The organism is Streptomyces noursei, from assembly GCF_001646665.1.
In the GTDB taxonomy this organism is placed as follows: domain Bacteria; phylum Actinomycetota; class Actinomycetes; order Streptomycetales; family Streptomycetaceae; genus Streptomyces; species Streptomyces lavendulocolor.
On the sequence record NZ_LWBU01000091.1, the window covers coordinates 41,288 to 63,820 of the forward strand.

The 22,533-nt window shown below is 72.9% G+C and carries 19 protein-coding genes; 16 read left to right on the top strand and 3 right to left on the bottom strand.

Translation table 11 applies throughout. The features are described from left to right. Positions 1 to 113 precede the first annotated feature (113 nt). From A4V12_RS08555 to A4V12_RS08575, 5 genes are all read left to right on the top strand, one after another. On the top strand, positions 114 to 1,337 hold the full coding sequence (locus tag A4V12_RS08555; RefSeq protein ID WP_064068641.1) for an arginine deiminase: 1,224 nt from the start codon (positions 114 to 116) through the stop codon (positions 1,335 to 1,337). 67 nt (positions 1,338 to 1,404) lie between these two features. Further along, positions 1,405 to 2,406 (top strand): ornithine carbamoyltransferase, encoded by a 1,002-nt coding sequence (gene argF / locus A4V12_RS08560; protein ID WP_064068642.1) that lies wholly within the window; start codon positions 1,405 to 1,407, stop codon positions 2,404 to 2,406. A 33-nt stretch (positions 2,407 to 2,439) separates the two neighbouring features. Further along, positions 2,440 to 3,393, top strand: coding sequence for a carbamate kinase (gene arcC / locus A4V12_RS08565; protein ID WP_064068643.1), 954 nt, complete (start codon positions 2,440 to 2,442; stop codon positions 3,391 to 3,393). Continuing rightward, positions 3,390 to 4,913 (top strand): YfcC family protein, encoded by a 1,524-nt coding sequence (locus A4V12_RS08570; protein WP_064068644.1) that lies wholly within the window; start codon positions 3,390 to 3,392, stop codon positions 4,911 to 4,913. Before arcC ends, A4V12_RS08570 begins: the two co-directional genes overlap by 4 nt. Before the next feature lie 205 nt (positions 4,914 to 5,118). Continuing rightward, the gene (locus A4V12_RS08575) at positions 5,119 to 5,313 is read left to right on the top strand and encodes a hypothetical protein (protein ID WP_064068645.1); all 195 of its coding nucleotides are present in this window, start codon (positions 5,119 to 5,121) and stop codon (positions 5,311 to 5,313) included. A 376-nt stretch (positions 5,314 to 5,689) separates the two neighbouring features. On the opposite strand, the gene A4V12_RS08580 is transcribed toward A4V12_RS08575, so the two are convergent. After that, positions 5,690 to 6,619 carry a universal stress protein gene (locus A4V12_RS08580; RefSeq protein WP_064068646.1) on the bottom strand — a complete coding sequence of 310 codons (930 nt, stop codon included), beginning with the start codon at positions 6,617 to 6,619 and terminating at the stop codon, positions 5,690 to 5,692. Positions 6,620 to 6,823: 204 nt separating this feature from the next. After that, a complete protein-coding gene (locus tag A4V12_RS37415) occupies positions 6,824 to 7,000 on the bottom strand; it encodes a hypothetical protein (protein WP_159028832.1) in 177 nt (58 codons plus the stop codon). A 400-nt stretch (positions 7,001 to 7,400) separates the two neighbouring features. Here A4V12_RS37415 and gap point away from each other — a divergent pair, with 400 nt between their 5' ends. The 7 genes from gap (at position 7,401) to A4V12_RS08615 (ending at position 18,122) form a co-directional block, all read left to right on the top strand. Then, the gene (gene gap, locus A4V12_RS08585) at positions 7,401 to 8,429 is read left to right on the top strand and encodes a type I glyceraldehyde-3-phosphate dehydrogenase (RefSeq protein WP_064068647.1); all 1,029 of its coding nucleotides are present in this window, start codon (positions 7,401 to 7,403) and stop codon (positions 8,427 to 8,429) included. Further along, on the top strand, positions 8,426 to 9,031 hold the full coding sequence (locus A4V12_RS08590; RefSeq protein WP_064068648.1) for an Rv1733c family protein: 606 nt from the start codon (positions 8,426 to 8,428) through the stop codon (positions 9,029 to 9,031). Before gap ends, A4V12_RS08590 begins: the two co-directional genes overlap by 4 nt. A 149-nt stretch (positions 9,032 to 9,180) precedes the next feature. After that, on the top strand, positions 9,181 to 11,841 hold the full coding sequence (gene adhE / locus A4V12_RS08595) for a bifunctional acetaldehyde-CoA/alcohol dehydrogenase (protein ID WP_064068649.1): 2,661 nt from the start codon (positions 9,181 to 9,183) through the stop codon (positions 11,839 to 11,841). A gap of 243 nt (positions 11,842 to 12,084) precedes the next feature. Further along, positions 12,085 to 14,352, top strand: a complete 2,268-nt coding sequence (gene pflB / locus A4V12_RS08600) for a formate C-acetyltransferase (RefSeq protein ID WP_107415364.1) — start codon at positions 12,085 to 12,087, stop codon at positions 14,350 to 14,352. Further along, the gene (gene pflA / locus A4V12_RS08605; RefSeq protein ID WP_064068650.1) at positions 14,349 to 15,077 is read left to right on the top strand and encodes a pyruvate formate-lyase-activating protein; all 729 of its coding nucleotides are present in this window, start codon (positions 14,349 to 14,351) and stop codon (positions 15,075 to 15,077) included. Before pflB ends, pflA begins: the two co-directional genes overlap by 4 nt. A gap of 183 nt (positions 15,078 to 15,260) precedes the next feature. Continuing rightward, on the top strand, positions 15,261 to 16,475 hold the full coding sequence (locus tag A4V12_RS08610; RefSeq protein WP_064068651.1) for a macrolide family glycosyltransferase: 1,215 nt from the start codon (positions 15,261 to 15,263) through the stop codon (positions 16,473 to 16,475). Positions 16,476 to 16,559: 84 nt separating this feature from the next. Next, positions 16,560 to 18,122, top strand: coding sequence for an alpha/beta fold hydrolase (locus A4V12_RS08615; protein ID WP_064068652.1), 1,563 nt, complete (start codon positions 16,560 to 16,562; stop codon positions 18,120 to 18,122). 84 nt (positions 18,123 to 18,206) lie between these two features. Here A4V12_RS08615 and A4V12_RS08620 read toward each other — a convergent pair whose 3' ends face one another. Continuing rightward, positions 18,207 to 19,169, bottom strand: a complete 963-nt coding sequence (locus tag A4V12_RS08620) for an SGNH/GDSL hydrolase family protein (RefSeq protein ID WP_159028833.1) — start codon at positions 19,167 to 19,169, stop codon at positions 18,207 to 18,209. A gap of 291 nt (positions 19,170 to 19,460) precedes the next feature. Here A4V12_RS08620 and A4V12_RS08625 point away from each other — a divergent pair, with 291 nt between their 5' ends. From A4V12_RS08625 to A4V12_RS08640, 4 genes are all read left to right on the top strand, one after another. Next, positions 19,461 to 20,030: a suppressor of fused domain protein gene (locus A4V12_RS08625; RefSeq protein WP_064068654.1), complete on the top strand. Its 570-nt coding sequence runs from the start codon at positions 19,461 to 19,463 to the stop codon at positions 20,028 to 20,030. Between the two features lie 607 nt (positions 20,031 to 20,637). Further along, positions 20,638 to 21,444, top strand: coding sequence for a hypothetical protein (locus tag A4V12_RS37420; RefSeq protein WP_064068655.1), 807 nt, complete (start codon positions 20,638 to 20,640; stop codon positions 21,442 to 21,444). Further along, complete coding sequence (locus A4V12_RS08635; protein WP_064068656.1) at positions 21,435 to 21,881, top strand: phage holin family protein; 447 nt, start codon at positions 21,435 to 21,437, stop codon at positions 21,879 to 21,881. Before A4V12_RS37420 ends, A4V12_RS08635 begins: the two co-directional genes overlap by 10 nt. Next, entirely contained in the window at positions 21,857 to 22,531 is a 675-nt protein-coding gene (locus A4V12_RS08640; protein ID WP_064068657.1) for a DUF3618 domain-containing protein, read from the top strand. Before A4V12_RS08635 ends, A4V12_RS08640 begins: the two co-directional genes overlap by 25 nt. The last annotated feature ends 2 nt before the right edge of the window (positions 22,532 to 22,533 follow it).

Genomic DNA, 22,533 nt, shown 5'->3' on the forward strand with positions numbered 1-22,533 from the left:
GTCGCGAGTGACAGGGTTCGACTGCTCCCCGGGCGTCCGTCCCGCAGACGCCCGGGGAGCACGTCATGTGCCCTGTATGCGCGGCACTTCGTCACCGACCTCACGGGGATGCCATGTCCTTTCACGTCGACTCCGAGACCGGCCGTCTGAAGCAGGTCATCCTGCACCGGCCGGACCTGGAGCTGAAACGCCTCACGCCCACCAACAAGGACGCTCTCCTCTTCGACGACGTGCTGTGGGTCAAGCGCGCCCGCGAGGAGCACGACGCCTTCGCCGACACGCTGCGGGACCGGGGAGTGCGTGTCCATCTCTTCGCGGACCTGCTGACGGAGACGTTGGCACTGCCCGCCGCCCGGCAGCTGATCATGGAGCGTGTCTTCGACGAGCGGGAGTTCGGGGCCTCGGCCACCGATCGGTTCCGGGCGTACTTCGACTCCTTGGAGCCGGACGCGCTGACCGCCTGTCTCATCGGCGGTGTCACCAGGAGCGAACTGCTCGAGCGGGTCGGGACCCTGCCGAGTGTCCGGCTCCACGCCATGGCACCCGACGACTTCCTGCTCGCACCGCTGCCCAATCACCTGTTCACGCGCGACACGTCGTGCTGGGCGTACGACGGGGTGAGCATCAACCCGATGAGCAAGCGGGCCCGTCGCAGGGAGACGGTCCATTTCGAGGCGATCTACCGCCACCACCCTCTCTTCGACAAGGGCGAGTTCCACCGGTGGACCGACGGCGAGGGCGCCTACCCCGCCACCATCGAGGGCGGTGACGTGCTCGTCATCGGCAACGGCGCCGTGCTCATCGGCATGAGTGAGCGGACCACCCCGCAGGCGGTGGAGAACCTGGCACTGCGGATGTTCGCCGCGGGCTCCGCCCGGCGGGTGGTGGCGGTCAACATGCCCAAGCGCCGCAGCTTCATGCACCTGGACACCGTGATGACGATGGTCAGCGGGGACACCTTCACCCGTTACGCCGGGTTGGGGATGCTGCCGGCGTCCACGATCGAACCCGGCGCGGGCGGGCAGGGTCTGAAGATCACGGACCACGTGCCCGAGCACATGGACCAGGCCATCGCGGACGCACTGGGGCTTCCGTCCATCAACGTGCTCACCCCCAGCCAGGACGTGCGGTCCGCCGAGCGGGAGCAGTGGGACGACGGCTGCAACGTGCTGGCCGTGGAGCCCGGTGTGGTCGTCGCCTACGAGCGCAACGTCACCACCAACACGTACCTGCGCAAGAGGGGGATCGAGGTCGTCACCGTGCGCGGCAGCGAGCTCGGCCGGGGCCGCGGCGGCCCGCGGTGCATGAGCTGCCCCATCGAGCGAGAAGCCGCCTGACGCACCCGGCGTTCCGCCACCACCTGCCTCTTCCCACCTCTGACGCACGCACCCGGGAGATACGAGCATGTCCGTCGACCTGAGCCACCGCACCTTCCTCAAGGAACTCGACTTCACCCCGGAGGAGTTCCGCCACCTGCTGGAGTTGTCCGCACGGATCAAGGCGGCCCGCCACGACCGATGCGAGGAGCAGCGACTGCGCGGCAAGAACATCGCCGTCATCTTCGAGAAGACCTCGACCAGGACCCGCTGCGCGTTCGAAGTGGCCGCCCACCAGCAGGGCGCGCACGTGACCTACCTCGATCCCGCCGGCTCACAGCTCGGACACAAGGAATCCATCAAGGACACCGCCCGGGTGCTGGGCCGTTACTACGACGGCATCGAGTACCGGGGCAGTGACCAGCGCCTGGTGGAGGAGCTGGCCCGGTACGCCGGTGTTCCGGTGTGGAACGGGCTGACCGACCAGTGGCATCCCACCCAGTCGCTCGCCGACGTGCTCACCATGTGGGAACACACCGACAAGCCGCTCCACCAGGTGTCCTTCGCCTACCTGGGGGACGCCCGGAACAACGTCGGCAACTCATTGCTGATCACCGCTGCGATGCTCGGCATGGACGTGCGCATGGTCGGCCCCGGCTCCCTGCACAACGCGCCCGGCATGGTCGACGAGGCACGCAAGGTGGCAGCCGGCACCGGCGCGCGGATCACACTCACCGAGAACGTGGCCGAAGGTGTGGCCGGCGTCGACTTCGTCTACACCGACGTCTGGCTGTCGATGGGGGAGCCCCCGGAGCTGTGGGACGAGCGCATCGCCCTGCTCAAGCCCTACCAGGTGACCTCCGCCGTCCTCCGGGCGACCGGCAACCCGCGGGTGAAGTTCATGCACTGCCTCCCGGCCTTCCACAACAGCGACACCACCGTCGGCGCGAAGATCGCCGCCCGCACCGGCATGACCGCGCTGGAGGTCACCGACGAGGTCTTCGAGTCCTCCCACTCCATCGTGTTCGACCAGGCCGAGAACCGGCTCCACACCATCAAGGCGGTTCTCGTCGCCACCCTCGCCGACTGACCCCGCCCGCCACCCACCCCCTGGAGAACACTCATGCGTGTCGTCGTCGCCCTGGGTGGCAACGCCCTGCTCCGCCGCGAGGAACGGCCGGACGCCGCCGTGCAACTCGCCAACGTCCGCGCCGCCGTGGCGGCCCTCGCCCCGCTCGCCCGTGAGCACGAGCTCGTCATCACCCACGGCAACGGCCCCCAGGTCGGCGTCCTCGCCCTGGAAAGCGCCGAGGACCGCTCCCTGAGCAGCCCCTACCCCTTCGACGTCCTGGGCGCGGAGACCCAGGGCATGATCGGCTACTGGCTCCTGCAGTCCCTGCAGAACGCCCTGCCCGGCCGACAGGTGTGCGCCCTGCTGAACCAGACCCTGGTCTCCGCCGCCGACCCCGCCTTCGCCGACCCGGCCAAATTCGTCGGCCCCGTCTACGACCGGGGCGAGGCCGAACGGCAGGCCGCCGACCGGGGCTGGACGGTCAGGCAGGACGGCACGCACTGGCGGCGCGTCGTGCCCTCGCCCCGCCCGCAGCGGGTCGTGGAGACCCGGCTGATCCGGCTGCTGCTCCAGTCGGGAGCGGTGGCCGTGTGCGCCGGAGGCGGCGGCGTACCGGTCATCCGGGACGAGCGGGGACATCTGACCGGTGTCGAGGCGGTGGTGGACAAGGACCTCACCGCGGCGCTTCTGGCCGAGGCGCTCGACGCCGACGCCCTGCTGCTGCTCACCGACGTCCCCCACGTCTCGCTCCACTACGGCACCCCCGACGCCGAACCCATCCGGCACACCACCCCCGCGGCGCTCCGGGCCCTGGAATTCCCGGCGGGCTCGATGGGCCCCAAGGTCGACGCAGTGTGCCGGTTCGTGGAGCTCACGGGCGGCACCGCCGCCATCGGCGCCCTCCGGGACGCCCGCGCCATCCTCGACGGGACCGCCGGCACCGTCGTCACACCCACCGGCCGCGATCTCGACCGCCGCCCCGACGCGCATGAGGACCTGACATGAGCCTCGACACACCCCCCGTGACCCCCGAGCCCGCCGCCGACGATGCCGGCACCGCGCCCACCAGGCGGCGCTTCGCCTTCCCCTCCGCCTTCACCGTCCTGGTGGCGGTCACGGTCATGGTCTGGGCCCTGACCTTCGTGCTGCCCGCCGGCCGCTACGACACCAGGGACGGCAGCCCCGTCCCCGGCACCTACCGGCCGGTGGAGGTGACCGCGGGCTTCTGGGAGCGGCTCAAGGACCTGTTCCTCTCACCGGTCAACGGCCTGTACGGGGTCACCGACACCCAGAGCGGTCTCACCAGCCCCGGGGCCACCGGCACCTTCGCGGGCGCAGCCGGAGTGTTCCTCTTCATCCTGGCCGTGGGCGCCTTCATCACCGTCACGATGCGCACCGGCGCCCTCACCGCCGGAGTCGCACGCCTCGCCCAACGCCTGCGCCACCACCGGGCGATACTGCTCGTCGTCCTCATGGCGGTGTTCTCCCTCGGCGGTACCACCTACGGCATGGCGGAGGAGACCCTCGGCTTCTACGGGCTCATGATCCCCCTGATGCTCGGCCTCGGTTACGACCGCATGGTCGCCGCGACCGTCATCATGGTCGGCGCCGGAGTCGGCACCCTCGCCTCCACCGTGAACCCGTTCGCCACCGGAGTCGCCTCCGACAGCGCCGGCATCGGCACCGGGGACGGCATTCTGCTGCGCCTGGCGATGTGGGCCTGCCTGACGGCGCTGGCAGCCGCGTACGTGCTGCGCTACGCCCACCGCATCACCGCCGACCCCGCCCGCTCCCTGACGCCGCTCACCGAGGACGACCACCGCCTCCGGGCGGAGGGCGGCGGCCGGGCGGACCTCACCGGCCGTCAGCGCGTCGTCCTGGGCCTCTTCGCGGCCACCTTCCTCTTGATGATCTTCGCCGTGGTCCCGTGGGCTGATCTGCACATCACCTTCCTGCCCGCACTCGGCTGGTACTTCCCCGAACTCGCCGCCCTGTTCATCGTCGCGTCCGTCCTCGTCGGCCTGATCGGAGGCCTGCGGGAGAAGGGGACCGCGGAGGCCATCACCGCCGGAGCGGGAGACTTCATCGGCGCGGCCGTGATCGTCATGCTGGCCAGGGGCGTCACCATCATCATGAACAACGCCAGTGTCACCGACACCATCCTGAACACCCTGCACAGCGCCGTATCGGGCACGTCGTCCGGCGCGTTCGCCGTGCTGATGTTCGGGGTGAACCTCCCCCTGGCGTTCTTCGTCCCCTCCTCCTCCGGCCACGCGGCCCTCGCCATGCCCATCCTCGCGCCGCTGGCCGACTTCGCCGGGGTCAGCCGGGCACTGGTGGTCACCGCCTACCAGTCGGCCTCGGGATGGGTGAACCTCATCACCCCGACGTCCGCCGTCGTCATGGGCGGCCTCGCCCTGGCCAAGGTCCGTTACGACCAGTACCTGCGCTTCATGGCACCCCTCATGGGCATGCTGCTCGTGGCGGTCGCCGGCTTCCTGGCACTCGGCGCGGCCCTGAGCTGAGCCCGGCTCCGGTCCCCCGGGCCGGCGGGCCGGTGCACTCGGCCCGCCGGCCCGCCACTGTGTCCGCCACTGTGTCCGCCGCGGTGCGGGCCTCATGGCGGCGCCGGACGGGCCATCAGGCCCCTGCGCAACGCCCCGCTGTTCGGCAACAGTGAGATCCGGACATGGGCAGGGCGCCCATCAGCCGCTCAGGGAGGTGGGCCCCATGCCCGGACTGCTGGCCATCGGAGCCGTCACATCGATAGGGCTCGGCGCGATTCTCGTCTTCGCCGTCGACTGGCAGTGGGACGGCGCCGACCGGCCGCTGGTGGGACTGATCATGATGGCGGTCGGATCGCTCGCCCTGGTCGCCGCGACAAGCATGTACGGCCACGATTCCCGCTCCGGGCAGGCGTCGTGAGAGGCGGCCCCCGTGTGCGGGACCGGCGGGGCCGGTGCGGGTACCGCGTCCGCCGCCCAACGGCGGGGCGGGACGGGCCACTCGGTTCGACACCCCGCTCCGGACAGCCCCGAGGGGCCCCGCGGCACGGGCCCATGCCCTGACGCCCCGGGGGATCCCGTGCGCGGGTGACAGCCCCGGCCTCCGCGCGGAGGCCGGGGCTGTCGGCGTTCCCGTGCCGGTGGTCCGGTCGGCCTTGCCGGGCCGTACGCGACCGCCCCGACGCCGCACCGTCGGGAACGCCGGGGCCGGACGCGGCCGCCGCCCTTGGAGGACAACGTCCGCGCCCGGCCCCGTCCGCAGCGTCCAGTGCTGTCGTCCCGGCTCCGACCGACGGTCAGAGGTGCGGCACCACCGCGACAGGCGCCGCAGCATGGTGCAGCACCGCGTGCGTGACCGGGCCGATGCGCGTACCGAGTGCCGCGCGGCGTACCCGCCGCCCCACGACCAGCAGCGAGGCGTCCTTCGAGGCGTCCACCAGGTGGTCGGCCGCCCGGCCCACCACGCACTGCTCCTTGACGTCGACGTCCGGGAACTTGCCGCGCCACGGCCGCAGGGCGTCGGTCAGCGCGCTCGCCTCCCGCAGGCCCATCGCGACGCCGTGTCCGGGATCGGCGGCTGCGGGCTCGTACCCGGACATGATCGGTGTGTTCCATCCGTGGACGACCCTCAGGCCGGCCCCGCGTGCGGCGGCCGCGGCGAAGGCGTACTCGATCACCTCGTCGCACGGCCGGGTGAGGTCGAGTCCCAGCACCACATCGAGGTGCCGCACCCGGCGGGCCTCGCCCCCGCCCTCGTACCGCGGTTCGTCCTCGGCGCGCTCGCCGGCCCGTACGAGGACGACGGGGCGCTCGGCGTGTGCGATGACGGGCATCGACACCGATCCCGCGAGGAAGCCCCCCAGTGCTCCCAGCCCCCGCGAACCCAGGACCAGGACCTCCGCCTCGTTCGCGGCGGCGAGCAGCACCTCGACGGGACGGCCGAAGACCTGCTCGACGCCGATCCGCAGACCGGGATGGTCCTCCCGCAGCCGCTCGGCCACGTCACGCGGGACACGCTCGGCCCAGTGCTGGGTGACGGTCGTCCCGCCGGGTGCGGTGTCCGCACCCGTGAACGGGGCGTGGACGGAGCCCGGCGACCACTCCTGCCAGGCGTGGACGATGTGCAGGGGGAGACCGCGCAGCAGTGCCTCACGGGCAGCCCACCGCGCGGCTGCCCGCGACTCGGCCGAGCCGTCCACAGCGGCGATGACAAGACGTCGTGACATGGAATCCTCCGGGTGAGGGGACGTTTGCGTCGGGAAGCGGCCGCGGACGGGGCGAAGGCCGGGCCCACCCGCCGGGGTGCGCACGTGCCGGCGGAGAGGGGTCGGGCCGTTCACGGCGGCCGGTGGTGGGGGTGCGGGTCGGGACGGGGGTGCTGCCGGGCCGGGGTTTCCGGGCCGGGGGGGCGGTCCACCGGGCCGGGGCGATCAGCCCGTAGTGGCCGTCGTAGCGGTGGGCTTCACCCGGGCGGCCGACACCGGTTCGCCGACGTGGCCGAGGGCCGCGAGCACCGTCTCCCGTGCGTAGGCATCCGCACCACGGGGCACTTGCCCCCGGCTGCTGACCCGGACATCGAGCGCCCGGCCGGTCTTGAGACCGCTCATGGGAACACCTCCTCGATCGCTCTCAGCCTGTCCGGCGCCGACCCCCGCCGGCAGAGCCGACCGGGCCGCCTCCACGGTGCGACCGGTCCCCCGCGCCGACCGCCCGTCCGGGACGTACGGGCGTCCTGCGGAAGGCCGTTCGGCCCCGGGCCGGGGGCGCGTACGGAGCCGACATCTGCCCGGGGGTGTGCCTGGGCGGGCACAGAGGGGGCGGACGGCGCCCTGCCATGCCTTCGTCCGGGGCCGGACCGTCTGGCCGGTGATCCGCCCGGGCCGCCCGGCGTGCGGGAGACGAGGGCCCAATGGCGGGGGGACGGCCCGACCGACCCCTGCCGCGGGGTGGCCGGGTGCCCGCACGCTGGCACCACCTGCACAGGCACCCCTCAGGAGGGCGGCGGAAATGACCGTACGCATGGCGATCAACGGCTTCGGGCGCATCGGGCGCAGCTACCTGCGCTGCGTCATGGAACGCGCGGAGGCGGCGAGCGGTACGCCGGTGGAGGTGGTGGCCGTCAACGACCTCGCCCCTCCGGCGGCGCTGGCCCACCTGCTCACCTATGACTCGACCTACGGCCGGCTCGGCCGCACCGTCGAGCACGACGACGAGTCGATCACGGTGGACGGGCACCGCATCGCCGTCATGTCCGAGCGCGACCCGGCCGGGCTGCCCTGGGAGGCCCTGGGCGTCGACGTGGTCGTCGAGGCCACCGGCCGCTTCCGTACGCGGGAGGAGGCCGGCCGGCACGTGCGGGCGGGAGCGCGCAAGGTCCTGCTGTCGGTCCCGGGCAAGGGCGTGGACGCCACCATCGTCATGGGGGTCAACGAGTACACCTACGACCCGCGGCTCGACCACGTGATCTCCAACGCGTCCTGCACCACCAACTGCGTGGCCCCGATGGTGAAGGTCCTCCACGACCGCTTCGGGATCGTCAAGGGCCTGATGACCACCATCCACGGCTACACCAACGACCAGGTCGTGCTCGACGGCCCGCACAAGGACCTGCGCCGGGGCCGTACGGCGGCCGTCAACATCATCCCGACCAGTACCGGTGCCGCCCGGGCCGTCGGGCTGGTCCTTCCCGAACTGGCGGGCACCCTGGACGGCATCGCGGTGCGCGTGCCGGTCGAGGACGGCTCGCTGACCGACCTCGGTCTCGTACTCGAACAGCCGGTGAGCGCCCAGGACGTCAACGACGCGTTCCGCGAAGCGGCCGACGGGCCCCTGAAGGGCATCCTGCGCGTCAGTGACGCGCCGATCGTCTCGCGCGACATCGTCGGCGACCCGGCCTCGTGCATCGTGGACGCCCCGCTGACCCAGGCGCACGGGAACCTGGTCAAGGTCTTCGGCTGGTACGACAACGAGTGGGGGTACACCAACCGTCTCGTCGACCTGACCCAGTACGTCGCGGCCCTTCTCGACCCGCGATGAGCACCGGGCTCCCGGCCGGCCGGGAAAAAGAAGGTGCCGCAGCGCCCGTCCGGAAGGTGTGGCTGTGGCGGTGGCGCGGCAACGAACTGCGTCACCGTTCCCACGCGGTGGAGGGCTGGATCCTCCTGCTCCTGGGGGTGGCCGGGTTCGTCGGTGCGCCGCTGGGCGGCGCGGTGGCCTGGGACACGGTGCTGGAGGGCCGGGCACGCCAGCTGACCGAGCGACACCTCACCAATGCGGTGCTGGTGGAGGATCCGGCTCCCGCGGCGAGGGGCAGCACCCGCACCCGGGCCACCGCCCGGTGGACCGCGCCCGACGGCACCGCGCACACGGCGCGGGTTCCGGTCGGAAGCCATCTGGAGCGCGGGGCGCGTGTCCCGGTGTGGACGGACGAGGACGGGGCGATGACCTCCGCACCGCCGGCGCCGGCCGCCGCACGGTTCGATGCCGCGGCAGCCGCTCTCGCCGTCACGGTGGGCCTCGGTTTCCTGGTGCTCGCCGTCCACCGGCTCGTACGACGGCGCCACGAGCGGCGCCGCGCCGCGCAGTGGGGCCGGGAATGGGCGCGGGTCGCCCCCGAGTGGGACCGCAGGACCGCCTGACCGGGACGCTCCGGAGACCACTGGGTCCCTCACCGGGACCTTCGGGACCTTCGCCACCGGCATCCCCGGCACCAGGCTGGGGCCGAGACGACGAGCGGCCGACCCGCGTGACCGGCCGATCCCCACCCCCCGCATCCAGGGAGCCATCCATGACGCAGGTGACCAGTGACCGCAGCGACACCTCCGACGGGGGCGTCCCCTCCGAGGCACGGATCGCCGTGAACCGACTCGTCGACCACGCCGTCAAGGCGCTCGCCGACTTCGAGTCCCTGACGCAGGAGCAGGTCGACCACATCGTCGCCAAGGCGTCCGTCGCCGCTCTGGACCAGCACACCGCCCTGGCGCACCTCGCGGTGGAGGAGACCGGTCGCGGGGTGTTCGAGGACAAGGCGGCGAAGAACATGTTCGCCTGCGAGCACGTCACCCACGGCATGGCCCGGACGAAGACGGTCGGCGTCGTCGCGCGTGACGACATCGAGGGCATCATCGAGATCGCCGAACCCGTCGGCGTGCTCTGCGCGATCACCCCGGTCACCAATCCGACGTCCACCACAATCTTCAAGGCGCTGCTGGCCCTGAAGACGCGCAACCCGGTCGTCTTCGCCTTCCACCCCTCCGCGCAGGCGTGCAGCGCCGAGGCAGCCCGCATCGTGCGGGACGCCGCCGTCGCCGCCGGGGCGCCCGAGCACTGCGTGCAGTGGATCGAGGCACCCTCGATCGAGGCCACCGGCCTCCTCATGCACCACCCGGGCGTGGCGATGATTCTCGCGACCGGCGGGAACAGCATGGTCAAGGCGGCCTACTCGGCGGGCAAGCCCGCCGTCGGCGTCGGCGCGGGCAACGTCCCCGCCTACGTGCACCACAGTGCGGATCTGCGCCGGGCGGTCAACGACCTGGTGCTGTCCAAGTCCTTCGACAACGGCATGATCTGCGCCTCCGAACAGGCCGTCATCCTCGACACCGGCATCTACGAGCAGGCCCTGGCCGAGTTCCGGCGCCTGCACGCCCACGTCGCGACGGCCGAGGAGAAGCGGAAGCTGGAGACCTACCTGTTCCCGCCGGACCCGGCCGGACGGCAGGGCCGTGTCAACCCGGCGGCCGTGGGCCGGAGCCCCGCCTGGATCGCCGAGCGGGCGGGGTTCGCGGTCCCCGCCGAGACGTCGCTCATCCTGGCCGAGGCGAGCGGTGTCGGGCCCGACGAGCCGCTCACCCGGGAGAAGCTCTGCCCGGTCCTCACCGTCCTGCGGGCCGGCTCGGCCGAGGAGGGCTTCGACCTCGCGGCCGACATGGTGGACTTCCACGGTCAGGGCCACAGCGCGGTGATCCACACCGGCGACGCCACCCTCGCCGAACGCTACGGCCGCCGCATGAAGACCGTGCGGATCATCGTCAACTCCCCCTCGTCACAGGGCGCGATCGGCGGCATCTACAACCGTCTGCTTCCCTCCCTCACCCTGGGCTGCGGCTCCTGGGGCAGCACGTCGGTCTCCGACAACGTGTCCGCCGCCCAGCTGCTCAACATCAAGCGCGTCACCACCCGGCAGAACAACCTGCAGTGGTTCAAAGTGCCGCCGAAGATCTACTTCGAGCCGCAGGCCATCCGCTACCTGGCAGCGATGCCCGGCGTGCACCGCGTCACCGTGGTCACCGACGCCACCATGACCCGGCTCGGCTACGTCGACCGCGTCAGCCGCGTCCTGCGGCAGCGGGAACACCCCGTGACCATCCAGGTCGTCGACGACGTCGAACCCGAGCCCAGCATCGCCTCCGTCCAGCGCGGCGCCGCCCTCATGCGCGACTTCCGCCCGGACACCATCATCGCCCTGGGCGGCGGATCCCCCATGGACGCGGCGAAGGTGATGTGGCTGCTGTACGAGCAGCCGGACGTCGACTTCGCCGACATGCGGCAGAAGTTCTCCGACATCCGCAAGCGGGCCTTCCGCTTCCCCGTACTCGGTGAGCGGGCCCGCCTGGTCTGCGTGCCCACCACCTCGGGCACCGGCGCCGAGGTCACCCCGTTCGCGGTGATCTCCGACCCGGCGACCGGCAAGAAGTACCCGCTCGCCGACTACGCACTGACGCCCAGTGTCGCCATCGTCGACCCCGTCCTGACCGCCGGCCTGCCCTCCTCGCTCGCGGCCGACAGCGGTTTCGACGCCCTCACCCACGCCACCGAGGCCTACGTGTCGGTCTACGCCAACGACTTCACCGACGGCCTGGCGCTGCACGCCATCAAGCTGATCTTCGAGAACCTCGAGACCTCGGTCACCGGCCGGGACGCGGAGCGAACCCTGGCCCGGGAGAAGATGCACAACGCCGGCACCATCGCCGGCATGGCCTTCGGCAACGCCTTCCTCGGCATCGTCCACGCCATGTCCCACACGCTGGGCGCCACCTTCCACATCGCCCACGGCCGGACGAACGCGATCCTGCTCCCGCACGTGATCCGCTACAACGGCAGCGTTCCCGCCAAGCCGACGGGGTGGCCGAAGTACGAGAGCTACCGGGCACCGGAACGCTTCCAGGACATCGCCCGAACCCTCGGCCTGCCCGCCGCCACGCCCGCCGAAGGCGTGGCCTCCTACGCCGCAGCGGTGGAACGCCTGCGCGACGGAGTCGGCATCGAGCCGTCCTTCCGCGCCCTGGGCATCGACGAGACGGCCTTCGTCACGGCCCTTCCCGCACAGGCGCTGAACGCCTACGAGGACCAGTGCGCCCCGGCCAACCCGCGCACGCCGATGCTCGACGACATGGAGGACATCATGCGCGCCGCCTACTACGCCGGTCCCCGGCCACTGCCCTCGACCTGACGCCCGGTTCACCGCACGGCCGATGGACCTCCCCGCCGCACGACGGTCGCCCGCTCCGAGCGCGGGCGGACGGTCCCCCGGGCCGTCGGGACCACCGGCCCCGTCCGCCCCCGCGGGAGAAGGCCGGTCGGCGACATGGCCTGCCTCACCGGCCCTGGGCCCGGTGGCGGGCGAGCGACGAACATCGAGGGCGAGGCCGGGCCCTCCCCGCCCCGCCGGCCGCCGTCCCCCGGAGATGACTAGATGACCGTGACCGTCCGACCTTCCGCCGACCCCCGGCCCACCGACAGCGCGTGGCACGGTTTCACCGGTGAGCAGTGGCAGCAGCGCATCGACGTGCGGGCCTTCATCCAGGCGAACTACACGCCGTACGAGGGCGATGCCGCGTTCCTGGCCGGTCCCACCGACCGCACGCTCGCCGTGTGGAACACCGTCGCCGCCCTCTTCCCCGAGGAGCGCCGCAAGGGCGTCCTCGACGTCGACACCGCGACGCCCTCCACCATCACCTCCCACGCGCCCGGCTACATCGACCGGGACCGGGAGCTGATCGTCGGACTTCAGACCGACGCTCCGCTGAAGCGGGCCATCATGCCCAACGGCGGACTGCGCATGGTCGCCAACGGCCTGCGCGCGTACGGTTTCACACCCGACCCGTTCGTCACCACGGTCTTCGGCACCTATCGCAAGACGCACAACGACGGCGTCTTCGACGCCTACACCCCCGAGATGCTGCGCGCCCGGAAGGCCGGCATCATCACGGGCCTGCCCGACGCGTACGGGCGTGGCCGGATCATCGGCGACTACCGGCGCGTCGCGCTGTACGGGACCGGCCGGCTGATCGAGGCGAAGCGCGCCGAGCGGGCACGGCTGGACACCCGGCCCTCCACCCCGGACGTCATCCGCGACCGCGAGGAACTGGCCGAGCAGATCAGGGCGCTCGGCGAGCTGGAGCGCATGGCCGCCTCTTACGGCTGCGACGTCTCCCGCCCCGCCGCCACCGCGCACGAGGCCGTTCAATGGCTCTACCTGGGCTTCCTCGCCGCGGTGAAGGAGCAGAACGGCGCCGCCATGTCCCTGGGCCGCACCTCGACGTTCCTGGACGTCTACCTCCAGCGTGACCTCGGCGAAGGGGTCATCGACGAGAGCCGCGCCCAGGAGCTCGTCGACGACTTCGTGATCAAACTGAGGATCGTGCGGTTCCTGCGCACGCCGGAGTACGACTCCCTCTTCTCCGGCGACCCGACGTGGGTCACCGAGTCCATCGGCGGCATCGGGGAGGACGGCCGGCCCCTGGTGACCCGCACCTCCTTCCGCTTCCTGCGGACCCTGTACAACCTCGGCCCCGCCCCCGAGCCCAACCTGACGGTCCTGTGGTCCCCCCGTCTGCCCGAGGGCTTCAAGCGCTTCTGCGCCCAGGTGTCCGTCGACACCAGCTCCCTCCAGTACGAGTCCGACGACCTCCTGCGCCCCCGTACCGGCGACGACACGGCCATCGCCTGCTGCGTCTCCGCCATGACGGTGGGCAGGCAGATGCAGTTCTTCGGGGCTCGTGTCAACCTGGCCAAGGCCCTGCTGTACGCGGTCAACGGCGGCCGCGACGAGATGACGGGCGAGCAGATCGGCCCCCCGACGGCCCCGCTGACCGGCGAGTACCTCGACCACGACGAGCTCGCGACGGCGTACGACACGATGCTGGACTGGCTGGCCGCCACCTACGTCAACGCCCTGAACGTCATCCACTGCATGCACGACAAGTACGCCTACGAGCGCATCGAGATGGCCCTGCACGACCACCCCGTGCACCGCACCATGGCCTGCGGCATCGCGGGCCTGTCCGTGGCCGCGGACAGCCTCTCGGCCGTCAGGTACGCCCGGGTGCGGGTCGTCCGGGACGCCACCGGCCTGGCCGTCGACTACCGGGTCGAGGGCGACTACCCGTCCTACGGCAACGACGACGACCGCGCCGACAGCATCGCCGTCGGCCTGGTCCGTTCCTTCATGGCCAAGGTGCGCCGCCACGAGACGTACCGGGGCGCCGCACACACCCAGTCGGTACTGACCATCACCTCGAACGTCGTGTACGGCAAGCACACCGGCAACACCCCCGACGGCCGCCGCGCCGGCACGCCCTTCGCCCCGGGCGCGAACCCCATGAACGGCCGCGACCACCACGGCATGGCCGCGTCCGCCCTCTCCGTCGCCAAGATCCCGTACGACCAGGCACGCGACGGCATCTCGCTGACCTCCACGGTCACACCCGAGGGCCTGGGCCACGACCCCGCGGAACGCGCCGGGAACCTCGTGGGCATCCTCGACGCCTACACCGCCGCCGGCGGATTCCACATGAACGTCAACGTCCTCGACCGGGCCACGCTGCGGGACGCCATGGAGCACCCGGAGAAGTACCCGGACCTGACGATCCGCGTCTCCGGATACGCCGTCAACTTCGTCCGCCTGACACGCGAACAGCAGCTGGACGTCATCAACCGCACGTTCCACGGTGCGCGATGACCACGGGCCGCATCCACTCCTGGGACCTCTCCACCGGCGTGGACGGTCCCGGGACCCGGTTCGTCCTCTTCCTCAACGGCTGCCCGCTGCGCTGCCTGTACTGCGCCAACCCCGACACCTGGCACCTGCGCGACGGGCAGCCGGTCACCGCGGACGAGGTCGTCACCCGCATCGAGCGGTACCGCCGGTTCACCGACCTCGCGGGCGGCGGGGTGACCCTCACCGGGGGTGAGCCCCTGCTCCAGCCCGTCTTCACCGCCGAGGTGCTGCACCGGTGCAAGGAGCTCGGCCTGCACACCGCCCTGGACACGTCCGGAGCCCTCGGCCGCAGGGCCGGCGACGCGCTCCTGGCGGACACCGATCTCGTCCTGCTCGACATCAAGTCCTTCGACGCCGGTGTGTACCGGCGTCTGACCGGCGGCCGCCTCGCCCCGACCCTCGACTTCGCCACCCGGCTGCACCGCCTGGGCGTACCCACCCATGTCCGGTACGTCCTCGTCCCCGGCTGGACCGACGACCCCGCGCACATCGACGGTCTGGCCGGTTTCCTGGCGGAGCTGGACAACGTCGAGCGGGTCGACGTCCTCCCCTTCCACAAGCTCGGCGCACCCAAGTACGACGCGCTCGGCGTGCCCTTCCCCCTCCGGGACGGCCCCCTACCGGACGGTGCTCTCGTCGAGCGCGTGCGCGAGCAGTTCCGCGCCCACGGCCTCCGGGCGCTGTGAGACACGCCTCGACCGCAGGCCGGGTCGGGGGCGGCGGGTGGAGGCGGGGTTGGCGGTCGTTCGCTCCCGTTGGAGTGATTTTCGTGCAACTCCGATGGCGTCGGCGGAAGTCGCGGCGTTAGCGCAGCGGTTGATCGTCGCTGCCGGGCCGGTGCCCGGCGGCAGTTCTCGAGGGATGCCCACATGACCGCTTTCTCCGCGACCGCCCCGGTGGCCGCCCCGCCGTCCGCGTACCAGGCCCGGCACGTGGCCGTGTTCAACGTGCCGCAGCACGGGCACGTCCTGCCGACGCTGGCGGTGGTCGAGCAGCTCGTCGCCCGCGGCCACCGGGTGAGCTACGCCGTGACGGCCCCGTTCGCCGAGTGCGTGCGGGCGGTCGGTGCCGAGCCGGTCGTCTACTCCGCGCCCGATCTGGGCGAGGCGCCGGAGGACCTGGCGGAGGGCGTGCGGCAGGCGATCACGGTGAACCTGGGTGCGCTCGACGAGCTGGACGCCGCCTTCGGTGCGGACCGGCCCGACATCGTCCTGTACGACGTGTACGCGTGGGCGGGGCCGCTGCTGGCCAACCGCTGGGGGGTGCCGGTGGTGCAGCTCGCCCCGACGCACGTGCCCTACCAGGGGCTCGTCGAGGAGTTCTTCGGGCTCGCGGACATCGCGGAGATCCCCGGGTTCCCCGAGCTGGCCGGTGCGGTGGCCGCCGCCGGGCTGACATCGGTCCACGAACTGACGCTGGCCCCGCCGCACGTCGTGGCGTTCTTCCCCCGGGCATTCCAGCGGCGTCCGGAGACCGTCGCGGCCGGCGACTGCCGGTACGTCGGGCCGGCGCTGGCCGACCGGTCCTTCCAGGGGCGCTGGCTGCCTCCCCGCCCCGACGCCGAGGTCCTGTACGTCTCGCTCGGGTCGCAGTTCACCCGCCGCCCGGAGTTCTACCGGGCCTGTGTCGAGGCGTTCGGCGGCTCACCGTGGCATGTGGTGATGACCGTGGGGGACGCGGTGTCCCCGGCCGAGCTGGGGACCCTGCCGGGCAACTTCGAGGTCCACGCCAGTGTTCCCCAGCTCGACGTCCTGGCGGCCGCGTCGGTCTTCGTCACGCACGGGGGCATGGGCAGCGTCATGGAGGCGCTGCACCACGGCGTACCGCTGGTGGCCGTGCCGCAGATGGCCGAACAGCGGGTCAACGCCGAGCAGATCGAACGGCTCCGGCTGGGGGTGCACCTGCCGCGCGAGACCGTTTCGAGCACGTCGCTGCGGGAGGCGGTGGCTCATGCGGCGGCGGACCCCGGTGTCGCCGCCGGGGTGGCGGGGATGCGCGAGGAGATCCGGGCCGCCGGTGGCGCGGCGGCCGCCGCGGACACCGTGGAGCGGGTGCTGGCGGGCGCCCCTGTCCCGGTCCGCTGAACGGTGTCCCCGCGTGGTGAAGGCTCCGGGACGGGCGGGCGCGGATCCGCGCGGCGCGGCCTGGCGTGGTGCGGTGCGCTGCTGGTGGCGGTGACGCCTCCGGCCGCCCAGCCGGCGTGGGCCACCGCGCCGGACCGCCCTTCGTCCGTGTCCGGCGACCGGCAGGAGGGGCCGGCCGCACCGTCCGTCGTACGGCGGGACGTGCGCATCACCGCCGCCGACGGGGTGGTGCTCGCCGCCGAGGTCCACCGGCCCGAACACCCCGGCGTCCGTCCCCTGCTGGTGGTCCCGGGCGCCTGGATCTCGCTCCCCACCCATGAGGTGGCCTCCGCGCGGCGCCTGAGGGCCCTCGCGGCGTCGGGGTACGTCGTCGTCGCCTACGACCCCCGGGGCTTCCGCCGCTCGGGCGGGTCCGTCGACATGGCGGGGCCCGAGGACGCCGGCGACGTGTCGCGGGTCATCGACTGGGCAGTGGCGCACGCGGGCGCCGACCCTTCGAGGATCGGTCTGCTGGCGGAGTCGTACGGGGCGGCGGTGAGCCTGAACGCCGCCGCCTTCGACCCCCGGGTCAAGGCGGTCGCCGCACTGAGCGGCTGGACCGACCTGGTCGGCTCCCAGTGGCGCAACGGGGCACGGCCGAGCACCGTCGGGCTCTTCCAGGAGCTCGTGGGCCGGCTCAACGGCCGGTTCGACGAGCGGCTGTCCGCGGCGTTCGCCGATCTGCGCCGGGGCGGCACCGGGTCGCACGCCTGGGCCCGGCAGCGTTCCGCGAGGACGCACGTGGCGCGGCTCAACCGGCACGCGCCCGCCGTTCTGCTCGGCAACGAGTGGGACGACCCGCTCGTCCCCGCCGGGCAGACCGGTGAGTTCCTGGACCTGCTCCAGGGGCCGAAGCAGCTGCACATGCGTCCCGGAGGCCACGGGGACAGTGTCAATCCCACGCTCGGGCCGCTCGCGGGAGCGAGCCTGTGGGACGAGGCCGTGGCCTGGGTCGACCGGTACGTGGCGGACACCGCCGAGGGGCCGGCGGGCCCCGCGGTCGTCCTGCGGTCCCGTACGTCCGTGGCCTTGGAGCACCACCCCTCCTGGGCGGCGTTGCGGCACGCCGACCGGCAGGTCCCGCTCACCCCCCTGCGGCGCGCGGACGACGCGCACCTCGTCGCGGGGATCCCCTCGGCCGCCGAGTCGGGGCCCTTCCCGGCATCGGGGGCGCTCGACGCCCTCGGCGGGCACCAGCCGGCGCTGCTGCCCCTCCTCGTTCCACCGGCCGCCGCCGTGTGGACCGGCGCGCCCCTGCGGGCGCCCCACGCCCTGCGGGGCGCGGCCCGGGTGACCGGGCGCCTGACGGCGGACGCCACGAGCGGGACCCTCATCGCCCACCTGTACGACGTGGACGCCCTCGGCCGCGCCAGGCTGCTGACCCACGCCCCGTACTCCTTCCGCGACCGGCCCGCGCACCGGCCGCTGGACTTCACGATCCCGCTGCCGGCCACGGCCTGGGACCTGCCGGCGGGGCACCGGCTCGCCGTCGTCCTGGACACCGTCGACCACCGTTACGCCTCCGACAGCCCCCTGGGCGCCCTGCTGACCGTCCACACGGGCGCCACCCGGCTGACCGCCCCCCTCACCCCGCTCTCCCGGCGCTGAGGTCCGCTGCCCGCGCACACGCGCCGCCGTACGGCCGGGTCCTCCTCGCGGCCCCAGGTCCGCGAGGAGGACCCGGCCGCCGGCCTAACGGACCGTGCCGGCCGGCGACCGCTCGCCGCGGCGGCTGCCCGGGACCGTGACCCCGGCAGCGGCGGACGGGCCCGTGACCCCGGCAGCGGCGGACGGGGGCGGGGTGAACGGGCGTACGGCGACGCCCCGGACCGGCCGGCCGAGCGGCAGCAGGCACGAGCCCGGCAGGCTCACCACGCACCGGGCCGCCTCGGCCGCACCGCCGAAGTCGGCTTCCCCGGCCCAGTCCGTGCGCGCATCCCGGCTCGCCTCGGCCGCCTCGCACACCGCCACGGAGACCCGTTCCAGGTAGAGGGCGTATCCCCGGCCCGACGGGTGGAACCCGTCCGCGCAGTACAGCTCGTCCGGTGCCGACCGGAACTCCGGCGCGGTCAGCGAGACGACGACCGCTCCCGCGGCCAGCGCGGCCTCGGCCTGTCGCACGGCCAGACGCCGGGAGCGCCACGTGCCCACCGCCCTGCTCCAGGCGCGCAGGGCCGGAGCCGCGCCGATGTCGGGGCACGTTCCCACCACCACGTGCAGGCCCGCGGCCCGGAGCCGTTCGACGTGGGTGCCGAGGAGGCGGGCGCGCCGCGCCGAACGGCCGGGCAGGAAGACGTCGTTGCCGCCGATGAGGATCAGCGCCACACCGGGCCCCTCGCGCCGCACGGCCGCCCGGACCTGGCGGGCCAGCCCGGGCGTGGTCGCCCCCACCCGGGCGTGGACCTCCACGTCCACCCGGCCGCCCCACCGCGCCACCAGGGCACCGGCGAGGACCGCGCCGACCGTCTCCTCCCGCCGGAGCGCGCCCACGGACACCGACGACGAGTCGCCCAGGAGCAGCAGCGTCATGCCCTCCCCGTCCGCCGGCCCGTACGGCCCGGTGCAGGCCGGTGCGGAGCGGCCGTTCCACAGCGGTCCGCGCAGCACCAGCCGCATGGAAGACCCGATCAGCGCCCTGCGCAGCCGACGGCCCACCGACCTCCCCGACCACCTCGCGGGAGCCTCCCGCGGAGGCCGGGACGACGTCACACTCACCAAGACACTCCAGGCATTCGAGCGAATACGACCGCCCGCTCAACGACCGGCACGGGGCGGAAGGCACGGCGTATTCGATCTATCGAAGGTGTCACGGAGGGTCTCGCGGAGGGCACGGTCCGTCGTCCGCCGGGTCCCGCCGGTGCGGGGATGACGTGCCCGCCCCGGCGGCGGGTGTCCGGGCCCACCCCCGCGGGCGTACCGGTGGGAGGGATCGTGCAGGCTGGGGGGATGACCAGTCGCGTGGAGAAGTACCTCGCCCGTCTCGACCGGCTCTCCGGAGGCAGGGAGCCCCGGTTCTTCCCCGTCGAGTCGACCAGGCAGGGGCTGCGGGGCGTGACGGCGATCGTGTACGACGACCTGCCGCGGGGGCTTCTCACCACGTTCACCTACGGCGTTTCCCTCGCCACCCACCCGGACTGGCGGCACTGTTCGCCCGAACTGTGCCTGAGCGTGCGGTCGGAGGACGAGATCTGGGCGCACGCGGCCGGCTTCCTCGCCGAACAGCTCCGCGGCACCTGCCCCTTCGGGCCCGGCGACACCGTCGACTTCGGCGAGCGGATCGTGCCGGAGTCCGCCATGACGGGGTTCTGCGTGTTCGAGCCGGTCGCCTTCGCCCGGGAGGACTGCTCGGCCATCGACGTCGGTGTCCCGGGCCACGAGGGGCACGACGTGATCGCCGTCCAGGGGCTGTACCCCATCCACGAGGTGGAGCGGCAGTTCATCAACGCGTACGGGATCGACGTCTTCCGGCAGCAGGTGTGGGAGCCCTTCGACGTTCTGCGCGCACCGGCCGTGTGAACCACTGGCCGGCCACGACCACCGCGAGCGCGACCTCGACCAGGTCGCCGCGTAGTACATCAGTCGGGCCCCGGTGTGCAGGTCCGCCGGGTCGCCCGCCTTTCCGCCGCCCGGCCGCTTGCCAGGGCGGCACGGTGAAGAGGTGAGTACGCCCGCGAAGCGGGTACCCGGCCCACCATGGTCAAGCGTGCGCCGCGGGGACGCGGGGACGCTCGCCGCGCCGGACCGGCGCGGCACGCACGTACACACGCACGTACACACGTACGCACACAACGGAACGCACGGGCACGCGCCGGTACGGCGTGAAACCGCGGCCGGCCTTTCCGCGCTGCGGCGGTCCGGGTGTGCCCCGGCCATTCGCGGTGGAATTCCCTGATCGTTCCGCCGGATCTTTTCCGGGTGTTTCGGAAGGGCATATTCCGGGGAGCACCGGGAGATCCCGCTATCGGGGTTTCGGCGCGTCAGCGCCGCTCAGGGCGTGGCGTATTGGCGCCCGCAAGCCGAACCGGTCGGCCGTCAGGGTTTTTTCTTCAACGCGTGATGGGTGCCGTGAATTCGGGTACGCGGAGGCTCGCAGACGAGCACTCCCTTCCTTTCTGGAGGATTTATGAGCGGCTTCGAGGAGCCAGGGCGCCGCGACCAGAGCACGCCCGGCGCGGTGGCGCGAACGGCGCAGGACAAGGCGGCCGAGAGCGCGGGGATGGTCGGTGACAAGGCCTCCGAGGTGGCCGGCACCGCCAAGGAGCAGGCTGCGGGGGTGACCCATGAGGCCACGGCACAGGCGCGTGACCTCGTGGGCGAGCTGCGGGAACAGCTCCGCGACCAGGCCCAGAGCCAGACGCAGCGGCTGGCGGAGAACGTCCGCCGGCTCTCCGACGAGCTGCGTGACATGAGCGAGAACGGCAAGCCGGATTCGGGCGTCGGTGGCGTCGTACGGCAGATATCCGACGGCGGGCACCAGGTGGCCGCGCGGCTGGAGCAGCGGGGCCCGGAGGGTCTCGTCGGTGACTTGCAGGACTTCGCCCGGCGGCGACCGGGTGTCTTCCTCGCGGGCGCGGCCCTGGCGGGGTTCGTCGTCGCGCGGGCCGGGAAGGGCGTCAGCGCCGCGGGTTCGTCCGGTTCGACGGGAGCCGGCCCGCAGGGCGGGCAGCAGTACGCGCCTCAGCGGCCCGCGGCCGGTACGGGCACGGGCCTGGACACGGGCACGGGTGCGGGTGCGGGCCTGGACACGGGCACGGGTGCGGGCCTGGGCGCAGGCGTCGGCACGGGCGCCGGCGCGGGTGTCGGGGCGGTGCCCCCGGCCCCGCCGGTCGTCCCGCCCGTCACCCCGCCGGCGCCGGCGCCGCCCACGGCGGCACCGGGCTCGCCGTACCCCACCACTCCCCGGCCGGGGGGTGAGGGCGAATGGCGGTGACGACCCGCGTGCCCGAACGCGACCGGGTGGGCGTGCAGGAGCCGCCGCCCGCCGCCGTGGAGGACACGTCCATCGGCGATCTGATCAGTGACATCAGCACGGACCTCTCCCAACTGGTCCGGGACGAGATCGAGCTGGCCAAGGCGGAGATCAAAGAGGAGTCCACGAAGGCCGGCAAGGCCATGGGCATGCTCGGCGGGGCCGGGTACGCCGGACACCTGGTGCTGCTGCTCGGCAGCTTCACGGTGATCTTCGCGCTGGCCAACGTCATGGACATCGCGTGGGCGGCCCTCATCGTCACGGCCCTGTGGGCCGTGGTCGGCGCGGTGCTCTACACGACCGGCCGCAAGCGGCTGCGCACCGTCAACCTCAAGCCCGAACAGACCATGGAGAACCTGAAGGAGGACGCCCGATGGGCGCGACACCCCAGGAGTTGAGGAGCGACGTGGAGTACCGCCGCGCCCATCTCGCCCGCAACGTCGATCTCCTCGCGGAGAAGGTGACGCCCGGCAGGGTGGTGCGGCGCAAGGCGGGGTCGGCCCGCAACCGGCTCAGCGGAGTGAAGGAGCGCGTGATGGGCACGACGCGGGACGCCGCCGACGGGCTGACGCAGTCGGCGCACGGGGTCGCCGGGAGCGCCGGTGACACGGCGAGCAGTGCGGCGCGGACGGTCCAGGAGACCGCCGGCCAGGCCGGGGAGGCCCTGCAGCAGGCCCCGGAGCAGATCAAGCGGCAGACGCAGGGCAGCCCGCTGGCCGCCGGGCTCATCGCCTTCGGCGCCGGCATGCTCACCGCCGCCCTGCTGCCCACCACCAGCGCCGAGGAACGCGCCGGGCAGCGGATCCGCGAGCACTCCGACGAACTGCTGGAGCCGGTGAAGCAGCAGGCCGTGCAGGCCGCGCAGGAGGTCAAGGAGGAGTTGCGCGAACCGGCGGCCCAGGCCGTCGAGTCCGTGAAGTCCACGGCCCAGGACGCGGTGGACACCACCAAGGAGCAGGCCAGGACCGCCGGTCAGGACACCGCCGAGGGCCTGCGGCGGACCGGGCAGGACACCGTCGCCGAGGTCCGGGACCGGACGGGTCACTGACC